The organism is Streptomyces sp. NPDC087428 (genome assembly GCF_044744085.1).
Taxonomy (GTDB): Bacteria; Actinomycetota; Actinomycetes; order Streptomycetales; family Streptomycetaceae; genus Streptomyces.
In genome coordinates this window covers 522,757-537,855 of record NZ_JBIUXR010000001.1, presented here as the reverse complement: position 1 = coordinate 537,855, position 15,099 = coordinate 522,757, and the positions used below count along the sequence as shown (strand labels likewise).

At 73.8% G+C, this 15,099-nt stretch carries 14 protein-coding genes and 1 tRNA gene; 6 read left to right on the top strand and 9 right to left on the bottom strand.

The window, feature by feature from the left end:
* Positions 1 to 157 precede the first annotated feature (157 nt).
* The gene (locus ACIO3R_RS02400; RefSeq protein WP_402102462.1) at positions 158 to 1,372 is read left to right on the top strand and encodes a M6 family metalloprotease domain-containing protein; all 1,215 of its coding nucleotides are present in this window, start codon (positions 158 to 160) and stop codon (positions 1,370 to 1,372) included.
* A 57-nt stretch (positions 1,373 to 1,429) separates the two neighbouring features.
* Here the strand turns inward: ACIO3R_RS02400 and ACIO3R_RS02395 are convergent.
* From ACIO3R_RS02395 to ACIO3R_RS02365, 7 genes are all read right to left on the bottom strand, one after another.
* Positions 1,430 to 1,503: transfer RNA gene (locus tag ACIO3R_RS02395), tRNA-Lys, on the bottom strand.
* Positions 1,494 to 2,201: a bifunctional DNA primase/polymerase gene (locus ACIO3R_RS02390; RefSeq protein ID WP_402102459.1), complete on the bottom strand. Its 708-nt coding sequence runs from the start codon at positions 2,199 to 2,201 to the stop codon at positions 1,494 to 1,496. Before ACIO3R_RS02390 ends, ACIO3R_RS02395 begins: the two co-directional genes overlap by 10 nt.
* Positions 2,202 to 2,442: 241 nt before the next feature.
* Entirely contained in the window at positions 2,443 to 2,784 is a 342-nt protein-coding gene (locus ACIO3R_RS02385) for a hypothetical protein (protein WP_385035851.1), read from the bottom strand.
* A 132-nt stretch (positions 2,785 to 2,916) separates the two neighbouring features.
* On the bottom strand, positions 2,917 to 4,251 hold the full coding sequence (locus tag ACIO3R_RS02380; protein ID WP_385035852.1) for an AAA domain-containing protein: 1,335 nt from the start codon (positions 4,249 to 4,251) through the stop codon (positions 2,917 to 2,919).
* Complete coding sequence (locus ACIO3R_RS02375; protein ID WP_385035853.1) at positions 4,248 to 5,855, bottom strand: hypothetical protein; 1,608 nt, start codon at positions 5,853 to 5,855, stop codon at positions 4,248 to 4,250. Before ACIO3R_RS02375 ends, ACIO3R_RS02380 begins: the two co-directional genes overlap by 4 nt.
* A complete protein-coding gene (locus ACIO3R_RS02370; RefSeq protein WP_402102455.1) occupies positions 5,846 to 7,012 on the bottom strand; it encodes a hypothetical protein in 1,167 nt (388 codons plus the stop codon). Before ACIO3R_RS02370 ends, ACIO3R_RS02375 begins: the two co-directional genes overlap by 10 nt.
* Positions 6,918 to 7,889, bottom strand: coding sequence for a phosphatase PAP2 family protein (locus tag ACIO3R_RS02365; protein ID WP_402102453.1), 972 nt, complete (start codon positions 7,887 to 7,889; stop codon positions 6,918 to 6,920). Before ACIO3R_RS02365 ends, ACIO3R_RS02370 begins: the two co-directional genes overlap by 95 nt.
* A 300-nt stretch (positions 7,890 to 8,189) precedes the next feature.
* Here ACIO3R_RS02365 and ACIO3R_RS02360 point away from each other — a divergent pair, with 300 nt between their 5' ends.
* Positions 8,190 to 8,786 carry a histidine phosphatase family protein gene (locus ACIO3R_RS02360; RefSeq protein WP_402102450.1) on the top strand — a complete coding sequence of 199 codons (597 nt, stop codon included), beginning with the start codon at positions 8,190 to 8,192 and terminating at the stop codon, positions 8,784 to 8,786.
* A 313-nt stretch (positions 8,787 to 9,099) separates the two neighbouring features.
* On the opposite strand, the gene ACIO3R_RS02355 is transcribed toward ACIO3R_RS02360, so the two are convergent.
* The gene (locus ACIO3R_RS02355; RefSeq protein ID WP_385035858.1) at positions 9,100 to 10,461 is read right to left on the bottom strand and encodes a tetratricopeptide repeat protein; all 1,362 of its coding nucleotides are present in this window, start codon (positions 10,459 to 10,461) and stop codon (positions 9,100 to 9,102) included.
* A 240-nt stretch (positions 10,462 to 10,701) separates the two neighbouring features.
* Between ACIO3R_RS02355 and ACIO3R_RS02350 the strand changes: the two genes are divergently transcribed.
* Both ACIO3R_RS02350 and ACIO3R_RS02345 read left to right on the top strand, forming a co-directional pair.
* A complete protein-coding gene (locus tag ACIO3R_RS02350) occupies positions 10,702 to 11,184 on the top strand; it encodes a hypothetical protein (RefSeq protein WP_385035860.1) in 483 nt (160 codons plus the stop codon).
* Positions 11,185 to 11,254: 70 nt separating this feature from the next.
* Positions 11,255 to 12,205, top strand: a complete 951-nt coding sequence (locus ACIO3R_RS02345) for a spermidine synthase (RefSeq protein ID WP_385035868.1) — start codon at positions 11,255 to 11,257, stop codon at positions 12,203 to 12,205.
* 52 nt (positions 12,206 to 12,257) lie between these two features.
* Here ACIO3R_RS02345 and ACIO3R_RS02340 read toward each other — a convergent pair whose 3' ends face one another.
* Entirely contained in the window at positions 12,258 to 12,806 is a 549-nt protein-coding gene (locus ACIO3R_RS02340; RefSeq protein ID WP_402102446.1) for a hypothetical protein, read from the bottom strand.
* 90 nt (positions 12,807 to 12,896) lie between these two features.
* Here ACIO3R_RS02340 and ACIO3R_RS02335 point away from each other — a divergent pair, with 90 nt between their 5' ends.
* Positions 12,897 to 13,586, top strand: a complete 690-nt coding sequence (locus ACIO3R_RS02335; protein WP_385035862.1) for a response regulator transcription factor — start codon at positions 12,897 to 12,899, stop codon at positions 13,584 to 13,586.
* Positions 13,583 to 15,028: an ATP-binding protein gene (locus ACIO3R_RS02330; RefSeq protein ID WP_385035863.1), complete on the top strand. Its 1,446-nt coding sequence runs from the start codon at positions 13,583 to 13,585 to the stop codon at positions 15,026 to 15,028. The genes ACIO3R_RS02335 and ACIO3R_RS02330 overlap by 4 nt, the downstream gene beginning before the upstream one ends.
* The last annotated feature ends 71 nt before the right edge of the window (positions 15,029 to 15,099 follow it).

Below are 15,099 nucleotides of genomic sequence, written 5' to 3'. Positions count from 1 at the left end.
AAGGAGGCGCGCGGTCGGACCGCTGACCCGACTGGGGCAGCTCAACAGGACGTAACGCCTGAATCGCCACAGGGTGGTCGGGAGGGTGCTGAAGATCCCAGGCGTCCGCACCCCGCACCCGGAGGCAGATGTGGCGCGTCAGCACGGACCCGGAGGAGTGGTGAGACCGAGTCCGCGCGCCGTGACGGCCGGGCTGATCTCCCTCCTGGCGGTCGCCGCCACCTCGCTCGTCGCGGGACCCGCCGCGGCCGCCACCGGTGCCGCCGACGCCTGCGCGCTGCCCCGGACCGAGGCCCACCACTCGCTGGGCCTGGACGGCTGGAACAGCGCCTACCCGCGCCCCGACCACCCGCTCGACGCCGTCATGGTCTTCCTCTCGTTCCCGGACGCCCGGCCCGTCACCACCCCCGCCGAGCTCACCTCCGACTACTTCCCCGCCACCACCCGGTTCTTCCAGCGCGCCTCGTACGGGAAGTTCACCCTGCGCCCGCACCCGCGGAAGCAGTGGATCCAGATGCCTAGGCCGTCGGTCTGGTACGGCATAAAGCGTGACTGGGCCAACGACCGGCGCAGCGCCTATCTGCGCGACGCGATCGACGCGGCCGACCCCGAGGTGGACTTCTCGAAGTACGACATCGTCTATCTCGTCGCCGACCCGGACGCCCCGGGCGTCGACTCCGACGCCACCAAGGTCGTCAACTTCGACCGGCCGCTGCACGCCGACGGTACGGACATCAGGCGCGTCGTCACCGTTTTCGAACAGCACCCGCCGGACCGCAACGTGCTGGCCCACGAGACCGGACACGTCTTCGACCTGCCCGACCTCTACCACCGGCCCTCGGACGGCAAGGGTGACTGGGACACCTACGTGGGTGACTGGGACGTGATGGGCAGCCAGTTCGGGCTCGCGCCCGATCTCTTCGGCTGGCACAAGTGGAAGCTGGGCTGGCTGGACGACCGGCAGGTGACCTGCATCCAGAGCGACCGGGTCGTCACCCTGGAGTCGATGGCGGCCGTGCCCGTGCCCGGCGCGTCCATCGGGACCCGGCTCGCGGTGATCAGGACGGGCGAGGGCAGTGCCGTGGCGATCGAGGCCCGCAGCGCCACCGGCAACGACCGCTCGACGTGCGGCGAGGGGGTGCTGCTCTACCGGATCCGCAACGAGACCCCGTCGGGCGGCGGCCCGGTCGATGTCATCGACACCCACCCCGACACCGACGCCTGCTGGGACCGGTCGGTCTATCCGCCGCTCGCGGACGCCCCGCTGCGGGTCGGCGAGACGTTCTCCGTCCCCGGCGGGCACACCACGATCGAGGTCGCCGACCGGACCCCCTCGGGCGCCTGGACGGTCCGGATCACCACTGGGACGTAGGCCGTGGAACACGACGAAGAAGCCCCCTCGCGTGAACGAGGGGGCTTCTTGTGTCTGTGCGCCGCCAGGGACTCGAACCCCGGACCCGCTGATTAAGAGTCAGCTGCTCTAACCAACTGAGCTAGCGGCGCCTGCTGACGTCGTAGACCTTAGCACCCTGATCGGCGGGAGGAAAAATCGAAATACGAGGTCCGGAAGAGGGCACGGAGCGGGCCACCCGCACACACGCCCAGAGCAGTACGTCGGGCCCCGGCAGCCAGGGGCTACGGGTGTCGGGGGCGACCACCCAGCGGGGTCCGGACGTATTCGGTTCGCAGGTCAGGGGCGGCACGGTCACCGCGTCACCGGTGCCGTGACAGAGCAGCGGAGGCACCTTCCGGCCGCTCTCGTCCTGCCCCGCCAGGCCCCCCGCGGACCGGGCCGCGGCGCCCCCGCCCCACTCCTCCCAGTCCAGCAGCGAGGGCAGCCGCTGGGCGGTCCCCGGAGAGGCGAACAGCAGCATCCGGCCGCGGTGCGTGGCGACCGGTCCGGAGCCCGGACCGTCCGCCCAGAGGTGTTCGAGCATCCGGCGCCCGAAGAGCGTGGGCACGTTCACCACGTCGAAGGACGAACCGCACGGGAGGACCCCGGGAGCGGACGGATGCGACTCCCACTGGGTCAGGGCACTGCGCGGATACGCCGCCGCGCCGGCCAGCCAGGCGGCGCCGGCCGCCGTCACCTGAGCCGTCTGGTTACCGGTCTGCCGGCGCAGGACGGCGAAGACGTCGGCTTCCCGGTAGGGGCCGTCGCCGTGATGCAGGGTCGTTTCGTCTGGCAGCCATGCGGTCATGCATACAGGTCTACCGGGAGTGATCAAGCGGAATCCGAGAGTTGCCGGAAACCGGGACAGCTTGGGGTGACGAGGAGTATCTTGCCCCCAGGCATATGCCAGTGGTTCTACCCACAGTCAGCGCCAGTCAGCGCCAGTCAGCACCAGTCAGCACCGGTCGACACCAGTCGGCACCGGGCGGCGCCGGAACCGGGAGCGGGGGAGCCGGTCCGCCGTCGGGAAGCCGGGGCGTCAGGGCCCGTCAGGGCCTCGGGGCGTTCAGCAGGCTTCGGCCGAACTCGATCATCTTCGCCGCGTAGTCCTCCGTCCACTCCGCCCGCTGCGCGATGTCCGCCGTCGTGAGCCGGTCGAACCGGCGCGGATCGGCCAGCTGAGCGGCCGCGACCGCCTGGAACTCGACCGCCCGGTCGGTCGCGGCCCGGAACGCCAGGGCCAGCTCGGTGGAACGGCTCAGCAACTCCTTCGGATCGTCCATCGACTCCAGGTCGAAGAAGTGCTCGGGATCGGCGACCGCCGCCGACGGCTCGAAGAGCAGGGGCGCGGGGCGCAGCCGCTGCCGCTCGTTCCGCTCGGGTTGTGCCATGGGGTTGTTCCTCCTCGGATGGGTCCGACGGCCACCCTCTATTGTCCAGCCCGCCGCAAGGGCGCTCACGGGGGCGTGCGCGGAGCCGCTCCCGGCAGCCGCGCCCCGACACGCCTCGACACGCCCCCGGACTCAACGCCCCCACCGCACGCGGTGTTCCGCCAGGTGTGCCAGCACCCGGTGGTTCGCCTCCCAGCCGTCCGGGAACTTCACCGTGACGCCCAGCTGGACCGGCTCCGTCGACGGGTGCTCGTCCAGCAGCTCGGCGACGCCCGCGCGGCAGACCACGACGCAGGCGTGGCGGTGGCGGGAGGCCAGCACGCACAGCCGGCCCGTCTCCAGGTGGAACGCGGTGGCGTCCGGCCGGCCGGAGAGCGGGTGCAGGACCACCGTCACATCGAACTCACGGCCCTGGAGCCGGTTCGCCGTGTCCACCGCGACCCCCGTCACCCCCAGTTCCGCGAGCGCCGCCCGCACCGCCGCCGCCTGGTCGCGGTGGGCCGTGCCGACCGCGACCCGGTCCGCCGTGACCGGGACCGGGTCCGGGGAACGCTCACTGGTGGCCGCGCCGCCCCGGTCCAGGAGCCGGCGCACCACCGCGGCCACCGCCCGCACCGCCTCGGGGTCCGTGCGCGGGGTGTGCCGGGCGGGAAGCTCCAGCAGGCCCCAGCCGGACTCCGCGGCCTCGTCCAGCACCCGGTCGGCCGCAGAGCCGTCGGACCCGACGCCGAACGACAGCAGCCGGTCCCCGTGGTCCGTACCGCTGCGGAACGGGGTGTACGGGTAGAACGCGTCCGAGACCAGTTGCGCGGCCGACGCGGGCAGCCGCCAGGAGACCGGCAGCCGGCGCTGCGGCAGCTCCGGATTGTGCGCCAGCAGGGTGGAGACCGCGCTCGCCGACGGGTCGTAACTCAGCCCCGCCCACTGGTCCGCGCCCACGATCGAGAACGGGTCCAGCTGGCCCGGATCCCCCACGAACAGGGCCCGCTCGAAGAGTCCGGCGACGGCCAGCAGCGCGTCCGAGCGCATCTGGTACGCCTCGTCGACGATCGCGTGCCCCCACGGCTCGACGTTCTTCACATGGGCCCACTTGGCCGCCGTCGAGATGACGATGTCGAGCCCCGCCAGATCCGCCGCCTTCGCCGACTTCCGTACGTTGGCCAGCCCGTCCAGCACCTTGTCGTACGGGTCGGAGTCGCTGCTGTGCAGCCGGCCGACCGGTAGCCCGGGGTCCTTCTCCGCCAGCCGCACCACCAGGTCGTCGACCTGCGCGTTCGTCTGCGCGACGACCATCAGCGGGCGCCCGGCCGCGGCGAGTTCGAGCGCGGCGCGGACCACCAGCGTCGACTTCCCCGCACCGGGCGGGGAGTCCACCACGATGCCGCGCGACGTGCCGTTCAGCGTGTCGTCCAGGATCTGGGCGGTGGCCCGGCCCGCCGCCGCCCCGGGGTCGAATCCGTCGCTCACAGCACGTCCTCCGGGGTCACGGGGTCAGGGCTCTCGACGGCCGCACCGGAGCCGGGCGGACCGCCGTGGGTCCACGGCGTCTCCTCCGCGTCCGGCAGCTTCGGGCCGCCACGCTGGTCGTGCTCGAAGAGGGTCCAGGCGATCCGGTCACCGGGCTCCGGCACCGAACCGGGGACCGGCTCCCGGCCGCGGCCCATCCGGTCGGTGATCCGCAGCACCAGCGCGGGCGCGGCGCCCTCCTCCTGCGGCCCGTACCCGGCGAACTCGGCGGTCTGCGGCTTGCCGTCCAGCGAGCGGTAGACCTTGACGCGGTCGGCCAGGTGCGGCTGCTCGTCGGTGCGGACGGTGACCAGCGGGCGCGGCGAGGGGCGCTTCGACTCGGTGTACGTCATCTCCACCCCGGTCACCTCCCCGAGGAACGCCTCGCCCGCCAGCCGGCGGCCGGCCAGCACCAGCGGATCGTCCAGCGCCTCCTGGGCCTCCAGCTGCGCCTGGGCGGTCTCCCGCGAGGCGAGCTTGCGGGCCGCCGTCACCGCGTCGTCCCGGCGCGGCTGCGGCGGCTCCCCCGACCGCACCCGGTCGCGGTGGCCGGTGAACGACCAGCGGTCGCGGGTCCAGCGGTCCTCGGCCCTCGCCCCCTCGGGCAGCTCCCGCAGCAGGTCCAGGCCCCGCCACACCGCGTCCCAGGTGGGCCGCAGCACCCCCGCAAGCAGGGCCCGGATCTCCCGCTCGGCCGCGGTCAGCCCGGCGAGCCTGGCATCGGCCGCCAGCCCGTCCTCCGCGGCGGCCAGCGAGGTGCGCGCGCGGTCGTACTTCTCGATCGCGGGGGCCAGCAGCCGGTTGTCGAAGTCCGGGTCGGTGGCCGGTCCGGCGGGCGGGCACAGCAGCTGTCCCTCGCGGTCCCGGGCCAGCTCCGCGCGGAACGCGGCCTCGGCCCCGGACTCCCCGGCCGGCGGGTCGATCCAGGCCAGCAGGGCGCCCAGATGCTGGTCCTCCAGGGTGGACTGGCCGGTCGCCCAGTGCCGGCCGAGCAGATCCGTGCCGGCCAGCAGCAGCGAGGAGCCCGGCACCCGGGCACGCTCGCCGTAGTGCGTGAGCCAGCGGCCCAGCAGCGGGACCCGGGCGGGCGCCGGATACGGGGTGTCGGGGTCGTCCTGCGCGGTGCGCCGGAACCGCATGGACCGGCCGAGCAGCCGGACGAACTCGATGCCCGCTCGGCTCGGCACGATCAGCTGCGCGGCGTCCGTGCACAGCTCCGTCTCGACCTTGACCTTCTTGCCGGTCGCGGGGTCCGTCTCGCTGCGTTCCGCGGGCTCGATCACATCGGCGTACGACTCGATGTGCGGCAGGACCGCCTCGGCCAGCTCCGCGAGGAACGCGAACCGCAGATCCCGGTCGCGCGGCTGGGCCACGACCAGCAGCCGCGGCGCGTCCCGGTCGGTGCCGACGAGGGCGCCGAGCGGGGCGCCCGCCTCGCCCGCGGTGGTGAGCGGCACCAGGACCAGCGGCCGGTCGGTGAGACGGCGGTGGCGGACCGTGGCCACCGGCTGCGCGCGACCGCTCTCCACGGCCTCCAGCCGGGCCAGGGTGGAGATCAGAGACATGAGGGCCCGCCTTCCAGCGCCTCGGCGCGCAGGGCCGCCGCACGGCGCAGCGCGGAGACCGTCGGGTCCGCCGGATCGCCCTCCTTGCCCGCGGCCGCGGCCAGCACCGCGCCGACCGTGGTCAGCCCGCCGAGCTCGCCCCGCACGCTGCGCCCCAGCGCCTCCACCGCGCCCTGCGCGCGGGCCCTGCCCCGGCAGTGGAAGGCGAGTTCGCAGGCGGCCAGGCACTCCGGCGCGTACGCCGCCGCGACCGACTCGACGGCGCTGTCCAGCTCCTCCGGGGCGCGCTCGGGATCGAACGTGGTGCCCTCCGGCAGGGCCGCCGCGATGTCCTCGATCCGGGTGAGCCTGGTCAGCTGGCGGAGGGTGACCGCACGCTGCTTGCGCACGTCGACGACGGACGCGGCCGGCAGATTGGAGAAGTCCCTGGGGCAGACCAGCAGCACCCGGTGGCCGACCTCCGCTCCGTCGGTGACCTCGGCGATCCGCTCCAGCGCCAGTACGTAGACCGCGGACTGGCGGGCGGCCGCGCCGACCTTCGCCGCGTCGGCGGAACCGTCGATCATGGGGAAGGACTTGATCTCGACGACGGTCCAGGTGCCGTCGGGGTGCACCACCACCGCGTCCGGCTCCAGATAGGCGGGCGAGCCCGCCACCTCCAGGGCCAGCATCGGGTGGTCCAGCAGCGCCCAGCCGCCCGCCCCGGTCGCCTCCCGCAGGGCCAGCGCGGTGCGCGCGGCGCGGCCCTCGGGGCCGGCGGCCGTCAGATCGGGCACCGCGACGTCGCGCGGCGGCTCACCGGGCCCGCCGAGCCGCTCGTGGAGCAGGCGCATCAGCTCCGTACCGCCGTCGGCCTTGACCTTGGCCTCGAAGGCGTTGCCCCGCATGAAGGCGAACTGGGACTGGCCGAAAGCGGCCGGTGAACCGAGCGCGGTGGCGAGGGCGGCCTTGTCGACACCGGCCCCGTCGAGCAGGGCGCGCCGCTTGCAGCCGGGGTTCGCGGCGAGGGCGGCCAGTGCGCGGGCGTCCAGCGGACGCGGTGCGACGGCCGGGCCTCTCAGCTCAGCGAGCCGCTGCCGCAGCGTCACCGCCCGCGGCTCTTCCCGCGGAGGCGGGGACGTCGGCCGGGGCAGGTGGACCGGCCGGTGCCGCGGCATCGGTGGGGTCTGCGGAGGAGGTCCGCTGGCCGGGGATTCGCTCACCCGCGGAAGTCTTGCATCCGGCACTGACATCCGGGGACTTCATGACCGTGCCCACCGGTGCGAAGCGGGTCAGGACCGCGTCACCGACCCGGTTGGCGAGCCGCGTCACGGGCCGGGCCACCAGGGCGCCGATCCCCATCACCGCGGCGCCGGCGACGGCGTCGAGGAAGTAGTGGTTGGCGGTACCCATCACCACGAAGACGGTGATCAGGGGGTACAGGACGCCGGCCGCGCGTACGAGCGGGTGCCGCCCGTGGCGCCATATGAGGATCCCGCACCACAGTGCCCAGCCGACGTGCAGACTCGGCATCGCCGCGTACTGGTTGGTCATTCCGCCCATGCCGCGCGGGGCGCTCGCCTCCGTGCCCCACCAGCCGTACGAGCTGTACTGCGCCATCGTGTCGACGAAGCCGTGCCCGGCGGCCAGCAGCCGCGGCGGGCAGGTCGGCATCAGCGTGAAGCCGATCAGGCCGAGCATGGTGGAGGTCATCAGCCAGGTGCGGGCCCTGCGGTAGGCCTCCGAGTGCCTCCGGAACATCCATATGAGGACGGCCGGGGTTATCAGGTAGTGCAGCGACGCGTACGCGAAGTCGGCGGGTATCCCTATCGACGAGTGCGCGGTGAGCAGCCGGTTGAGGGGGTGCTCGAAGTTGATGCGGAGCGACTGTTCCAGGTGCAGGATGCGCAGTCCGTGGTCGACGGCCGTCGACACGTCGCCGCGCACCAGAAGTCTGCCGCCCGAGTACGCCGCGTACACCAGGGCGAGCAGCGGCAGCTCGGTCCACCAGCGGGGCCGGGGGCGCGGCGCGGGCGCGGTGGTGGCATGCGGCATCCGGAAGTTCTCCATCATGTGTTCATGCGGCCGACGGCGGACGTTCAACCGTACGGTGCGGGTCGGCCGCGATTCCCCCAGGGGTGCCCTTCGGCACCCCTCAGCTGTTCGGATTTGTCTGCGTTGGGTGGGACGTCGGTGCGGGCCCGCAGGTTGCCTCGCGGATGGGTGCGCGATGATGGAAATCCGGACGATCCGTTCCCACCGTTCCCCCGTACTGTGCCGGACGGTTCCGTCCCCGTCGATGTCCAAGATCTCAGACGCACGATCAGAGGTCTCAGTTTCAGGGAGAGCCGTCACATGGCACCGCGAATCCTGCTTGCCCGGCATGGCCGGACGGAATGGTCCGTCAACGGCAATCACACCGGCAGGACGGACATCCCACTGCTCGACACCGGACGCGAGGGCGCCAAGCTGCTCGGCGAGCGGCTGCACCGGGGACCGTGGGCGGACCTGCCCGGTCTCGAGGTCCGGACCAGCCCGCTCGTACGGGCCGCGGAGACCTGCGAGATCGCGGGGTTCGGCGACCGGGCCGAGCGGTGGGACGCGCTGATGGAGTGGGATTACGGGGCGTACGAGGGGATGACCCCGGCCGAGATCAAGGCGATCCGCCCGGACTGGTTCATCTGGCGCGACGGGGTGCCGGACGGGGAGACCCTGGCCGAGGTGTCGGCCCGTGCCGACGAGGTCGTCGCGTGGGCCCGCTCGGCCGACCGCGACGTCCTGGTCTTCGCCCACGGCCACATCCTGCGGGCGCTGGGGGCGCGCTGGCTGGGCGAGGACGTGTCGTTCGCGGCGCGCATCCGGCTGGATCCGACGTCGCTGTCGGTGCTGGGGTGGGCGTACGGGGCGCCGGCCCTGGAACGCTGGAACGACACGGGGCACCTGGAGCGGTAGGGACGTTTCAGTCCGTCCGGCCCCCTTGCGCTTGGTGGTCGGGGCAACGACTCCGGCCCGTCCGGAGTTTGAGGACGGAACCCGGTACCCCGGTCCGGGGCCGGCCACCTCTGCCCTCAAGCGCCGGGCGGGCTGGTTTGCGCGCCCCGGTCCGGCCGGAGGGTTCCGTCCTCAAACGCCGGACGGGCTGGGTGGGCCCGGACGAGTGGGTCTCGCGAACAAGTCGCAGAGGGGCTGGGTGGGCCCGGACAACCCGGGCCCAGGCCTTACCTGCCCAGGCCCTACCTGCTCAAGGCCCTACCTGCTCAAGGCCCTACGTCTTCGTGCCGGAGGCCGTGTGGCGGTCGAGGAAGTCCGTGATGTCGACCGATCCACGGCCCCGCGGCCGCAGGACCGCCACCGCTCCGGCCAGCATCGCCCTGATCCGGGAGGACCGGACCTGGTCCAGCAGGTCCAGCACCTGGTGGCCCGTGGCCGCCGCCTCCTCCGCGAGGCCCGCGCGTGCCAGGTCCGTGGTCAGCTCGGCCCGGTACAGCGCCAGGTTCCGGGTGAAGTGCGGATCCTGCAGCCGCGTCGCCCGCCGTGCGTGCCGCACCGCCCGCGACCAGTCGCCCAGCGCCGCCCAGCACTGCGCCTCCAGCATCTCCAGCTCCGCCTCCCGGAAGAAGCTCATCCACTCCGGGTCCGCGGGGGACGGCCCCTGCCCGAACGCGATGTGCGCCCGGCCGAGCGCCCGTTCGCAGCCGGTGCGGTCCCCGAGCCCCGCCCGGCCCCCCGCCTCCCGCAGCGAGAGCAGTGCCATCAGCCGCGGTGAGCCCAGTGGCCGGGCGGCCCGCAGGCCCGCCTCCGCGGCGCGCACGGACTCGCGCGAGCGCCCGGTGTCCCGGGCCAGGAACGACGCGTTGCAGAACGCGTGCGCCTCCAGCGCGTGGTCCCCGGCCACCCGCGCCGTGGCCAGCGCCTCCGCGTAGTGCGAGCGGGCATCCTCGAACCGGCCCGAGTCATGGGCCAGCCAGCCCACCGAGATGGCCAGCTCACCGGCCCCGCTGTGCAGCCGGTCCGCCGTGGAGCGCCGGGCCGCGGTCCCGGAGTCGAGCAGCGCGTACGCCGCGCGCAGTGGCTGGGCGGCCCGCCGGTACAGGCCGTCACCGCCGTGCCGGTCGTCCAGCAGGCGGATCTGCCGCACCGCCTTCTCGACGGCGTGCACCTCCGTCTCGCCGACCCGGCGCTGCGCGGGCAGGGACACGGAGGCGGTCATGCCGCCGAGGCCCAGGCCCAGGGACGCCGCAGCCATCGTGGTGGAACCATTCGTCATGAATACGCGACGCAGCACGTCGCACTCCTCGTCGGTGTCGCTGCCGGGCAGCGGTGAAGTCGGGGGCGAAGGGACGTCCGCCGCGGGCCGGGCCCCCCGGCCGCGTACCGATTCACGCGGTGAGAAGCCCAGGTCCACGAGGTCCGCCCCGGGGAACATGTGCAGGAAGACCCGTTCGTACGCGTAGTTCGGGCAGCGGATCTCGCCGGACTCCACGCGCCCGATGTACCGGGCGTCGCACGCGACCTGCTCGCCGATCTCGCGGGCGGACCTGCGTACCGCGGCAGCGAACTCCCCGGCGGAGCGCTGTCCGCGCAGTCGCCGGAAGGCGAGGTTGGGAACTGCCCGTGTCGACACCATGGCGGGCCCTCTCTGGCGCGAGCCGGGCGTTTGTCTCTGGTGTCCCGGCGGAGCAAGAACGTACCTGTTGTGACAACGCACACACACTGCGTTTGTGGACGAATCGGGTATCTCGCCCATGATCCGCCATGAACTGCCATCCTTTGCGGCGGTGTGGGCCCGTAGCCCTTGACGTGCTCGGCGCGTTGCTCCGTGTGGCGACGGAGTCCGGCTCCGCCCGGCGATGAGAGGAGAGGTCCCTTGTTGCATCTCGACCTGGCGACCGGCTCGCGGACGACCGCGACGACGGCTGCTACGACCGCGACGACCGGCCCCGTGGCACCCGCGGAGGTGCCGGCCGCGCCGGGCCCGGCCCCCGGCGGGGAACCCGGCGGAGAACCCTGCGACCTGGTGACCGTCCCCGCCCGTCAGGGCCTGGAGGCGGTGGACATCCTGCGCCGCGGCGCCGACCAGGAGGCCGTCGGCCCGGTCCTCCACGACGGCCAGTGCGCCACCCTCGGCTTCCTGGTGCCGCCCGGCACCGCCGAGGCCTGGGACGTACCGGGCAGTGCCTGTACGCAGACCAACGGCCGCGGGCTGCGCATCCCCGCCGAGCCGCCCGTCTCCGGGAGCGGCTGGCTGCTGCCGCCCGGCGACGACACCTCGGTCACCGACCCGGCCGTGCTGCGGGCCGCGCTCGACCAGGCCGCCCGGCTGATCGAGGCGGCCGACAACTGCCGCTGAGCTCATAATGGCCGCAGGGCGGGTGAGCACGACCGCCCGTCACGGCCGGTTCCGGCCGGTCCCGGACCCGATGAGCAGTGAGCAGGTACGAGCAACAGTGGCACGTCGAGGAGCGGCCGGCGGAGCGGGAAGCCGCAAGCAGCGCGCGGACCGCAGGACCGACGGCAAGGCGGCCCGCGGCGCCGGGCGCCCCGGCGACGTCTCCGAGCCGGTGGACGGCGGCCTCGCCGAGCTGGTGCCCGACCGGGAGCGCAGGAACGCCTGGACGCTGACGATCGACGGTGCGCCGCAGTCCCACGTGGACCTCGACGACCCGGCGTACCTCTCCTTCGAGTACCAGCGCAGGATCGGCCACATCGCCGATCTGGCCGCGCCCGCCGGGCAGCCGCTGCACGTCGTGCACCTGGGCGGCGGGGCGTTCACGCTCGCCCGCTACATCGCCGCGACCCGCCCCCGCTCCACCCAGCAGATCGTCGAGGTGGACGCGGCCCTCGTGCAACTGGTGCGCCGGGAACTGCCGCTGGACCCGCAGGCCAGGATCAGGGTCCGCGCCACCGACGCCCGCGCCGGGCTCGGGAAGATCCAGGACGGCTGGGCCGACCTGGTCATCGCCGACGTCTTCAGCGGGGCCCGCACCCCCGCCCACCTCACCAGCACCGAATTCCTGGCCGAGGTGCGCCGCGTCCTGAAACCCGGCGGGACCTACGTGGCCAACCTCGCGGACGGCCCCCCGCTCGCCCATCTGCGCGGCCAGATCGCCACCGCCGCCACCGTCTTCCCCGAGCTCGCGCTCGCCGCCGACCCGACCGTGTTCCGCGGCCGCCGCTTCGGCAACGCCGTACTGCTCGCCTCTGACGTGAAGCCGAAGGTCGCGGAGCTGACCCGCAGGGTGGCGACCGATCCGCACCCGGGGCGCGTCGAACACGGGCGGGCACTCGCCGACTTCACCGGCGGCGCGGCCGCGGTGCACGACGCCGACGCCCGGCCCTCACCGCCGCCGCCCGCCTCGGCCTTCGACTGAGCGCCTGCCGGGAAGCGGTCGGGCGACCGCCGGGCGGGCCACCGCTCCACGGTCACTTCACGATGTCGACCTGCGGCGGATGGTCGTTCCAGGTGCAGAACACCGAGACCGTCGTGCCGTCGTCCCGGGCGAAGTTCACCCGGATCCAGGTCGAGTTCGTCCAGACCCGCATCGACCAGCCCGGCTCCGGCGTCGCCGACACCAGCTTCGCGCTGTCCGCGCCCAGCTCGAAGACGACCCGGCCCCCGTCCGTCGAGTAGCCCTTCGCCGTGCCCGCGGGAGCGGCGGAGGGCGCGGGCGGGGGTGCGGACGGAGACGTGCGGACGGAGGCGTGCGCGCGCGAGGGGGACGAGACCACGGACGGCTTCGGCGCGGCAGGGGGCGTGCTGCTGGGCGACGGGGACGGCTCCGGGCGGTGCGTCGAGGACGACAGCGTCTCCGTGCCCGCCACCTCGCCCCGGGCGCTCGCGGAGATCGGCACCGCGCGCGGCGGGTCGTACGCCGTCCCCGCCATCACGGCGCGCACCCCCCACCACGACAGCGTGACCGCCGCGCCGGTGGCGAGCGACCACGCGAGCGCGTGTACGAGTCCTCGTTGCATCCGGCACATCCTGCACCACCTGCCCGCCCGGTGTCCCCACTACCGCCACCGGGCGGACCCGGGGCTGCCGGATGGCGTACGGTGCCGCCCATGCCAAGTGTGCTCGTGGTCGAGGACGACCAGTTCGTACGTTCCGCCCTCATCCGGCACCTGACCGAGGCCTCCCACACGGTACGGAGTGTCGGCACCGCCCTCGAAGCGCTGCGCGAGGTCGCCCACTTCCGGTTCGACGTGGTCATCCTCGATCTCGGGCTGCCCGATCTCGACGGGTCGGAGGCGCTGAAGATGCTGCGCGGCATCACCGACGTGCCCGTCATCATCGCTACCGCCCGCGACGACGAGAGCGAGATCGTCCGGCTGCTCAACGACGGCGCGGACGACTACCTGACCAAGCCGTTCTCCGTGGAGCACCTCGCCGCACGGATGGCCGCCGTACTGCGCCGCTCGCGGGCCGCGGAGGGCCGGGCAGCCTCCCCGCGCGTCATCCGGGTCGGCGGGCTCTCCATAGACCCGCTGCGGCGCCGGGCCGAACTCGACGGCGCGGACCTCGACCTCACCCGGCGGGAGTTCGACCTGCTGACCTTCCTGGCCGGCCGGCCCGGCGTCGTCGTCGCGCGCAAGGAACTCCTCGCCGAGGTCTGGCAGCAGTCCTACGGGGACGACCAGACCATCGACGTCCACCTCTCCTGGCTCCGCCGGAAACTGGGCGAGACGGCCGCCCGGCCCCGCTACCTGCACACCCTGCGCGGCGTCGGCGTGAAACTGCAGCCGCCCGCATGAGATGGGCGCTGGTCAAGGTCTGCCTGGCCGTCACCGCGATGGTCGTGGTCGCCTTCGCCGTACCCCTCGGCCTCGTCGTCAAGGAGATGGCCCGCGACCGCGCCTTCTCCGACGCCGAACGGCAGGCCGCGATGATCGGCCCCACCCTCTCCATCACCACCGACCGCGCCGAACTCGAAACGGCCGTGCTCACCACGGAGCCCGGCGCCGCCGGCCGGATGGCCGTCCACATACCCGCGGCCGGCGAGACCGGCGGCCGGGCGGTGGAGATCGGCAGCCGGCGCGCCACCCGCAAGGACCTGGAGACCGTACGGGAGTCGGGGCGCGCCTCCATCACCGAGGTGTCCGGCGGTTCCGCGCTGCTCCAGCCCACCGCGCTCGGCTCCGGGGGCATCGCCGTCGTCGAGGTGTTCGTGCCCCAGGACGAGGTCTCCAACGGCGTCGCCACCGCCTGGCTGATGCTGGCGGGCGTCGGCATCGCGCTGATCGTCGGCTCGGTCGCCGTGGCCGACCGGCTCGGCGTCCGCATGGTGGAGCCCGCCCGGCGGCTCGCGGGGGCCGCGCACGACCTGGGGGAGGGGCGGCTCGGGACCCGGGTGCCGGAGGAGGGGCCGACCGAACTGCACTCCGCCGCCGTCGCGTTCAACTCCATGGCCGACCAGGTCGTCCAGCTCCTCGCCAACGAACGGGAGCTGGCCGCCGACCTCTCGCACCGGCTGCGCACCCCGCTCACCGTCCTCCGGCTCAACGCCGCCTCGCTCGGCGAGGGCCCGGCCGCCGAGCAGACCCGGGCGGCCGTCGAGCAGTTGGAGCGCGAGGTCGACACGATCATCAGGACCGCCCGGGAGCAGCGCCCGCAGACCCAGGGGCAGGGCGGCGGGCCGGGAGCCGGCTGCGACGCCTCCGAGGTGATCCGCGCCCGCATGGACTTCTGGTCGGCGCTGGCCGAGGACGAGGGCCGCGAGGTGCGCCTCGCGGGAGTGGACCGTACGGTACGCATTCCGGTGGCCCGCCCCGAACTGGCCGCGGCCATCGACGCGTTGCTGGGCAACGTCTTCCGGCACACCCCGGAGGGCACCGCCTTCGCCGTCGACGTGCACCACAGCGGCGACGCGGTGATCGTGCTGGTCTCGGACGCCGGCGGCGGCATCGCGGACCCCAGGGCCGCCCTGGCGCGCGGCGGCAGCGGCCGCGGCGGTGCGAAGGACGCGGTGGGCTCGACCGGGCTGGGCCTCGACATCGTCCGCCGGGTCGCGGAGTCCACCGGCGGCGATGTGCGGATCGGGCGCTCGGTGCTCGGCGGCACGGAGGTGCGCATCTGGATCGGGCTCGACGGGCAGCGGCCGAAGGGGCGCGGGCACCGGGTCGGACGGCAGCGGCGGGCGGTGACCCGACGGAACGCGGGGCCCCGGTTCCGCTCCGGAGCGGGCCCGAACCTTTAGACCGGCCGATGCGCTCCTTAAGCCCACCCTAAGAACATCAACGAGGGCCCCGAATGCGGCATGTGCCGGAT

Coding starts and splice junctions, on each gene's coding strand:
- ACIO3R_RS02390 (WP_402102459.1), bottom strand. CDS start 2,201: ATGACCGCATGGCTGCCAGACGAAACGACCCTGCATCACGGCGACGGC.
- ACIO3R_RS02385 (WP_385035851.1), bottom strand. CDS start 2,784: ATGGCACAACCCGAGCGGAACGAGCGGCAGCGGCTGCGCCCCGCGCCC.
- ACIO3R_RS02375 (WP_385035853.1), bottom strand. CDS start 5,855: ATGTCTCTGATCTCCACCCTGGCCCGGCTGGAGGCCGTGGAGAGCGGT.
- ACIO3R_RS02370 (WP_402102455.1), bottom strand. CDS start 7,012: ATGCCGCGGCACCGGCCGGTCCACCTGCCCCGGCCGACGTCCCCGCCT.
- ACIO3R_RS02365 (WP_402102453.1), bottom strand. CDS start 7,889: ATGCCGCATGCCACCACCGCGCCCGCGCCGCGCCCCCGGCCCCGCTGG.
- ACIO3R_RS02360 (WP_402102450.1), top strand. CDS start 8,190: ATGGCACCGCGAATCCTGCTTGCCCGGCATGGCCGGACGGAATGGTCC.
- ACIO3R_RS02355 (WP_385035858.1), bottom strand. CDS start 10,461: ATGGTGTCGACACGGGCAGTTCCCAACCTCGCCTTCCGGCGACTGCGC.
- ACIO3R_RS02345 (WP_385035868.1), top strand. CDS start 11,255: ATGAGCAGTGAGCAGGTACGAGCAACAGTGGCACGTCGAGGAGCGGCC.
- ACIO3R_RS02340 (WP_402102446.1), bottom strand. CDS start 12,806: ATGCAACGAGGACTCGTACACGCGCTCGCGTGGTCGCTCGCCACCGGC.
- ACIO3R_RS02335 (WP_385035862.1), top strand. CDS start 12,897: ATGCCAAGTGTGCTCGTGGTCGAGGACGACCAGTTCGTACGTTCCGCC.
- ACIO3R_RS02330 (WP_385035863.1), top strand. CDS start 13,583: ATGAGATGGGCGCTGGTCAAGGTCTGCCTGGCCGTCACCGCGATGGTC.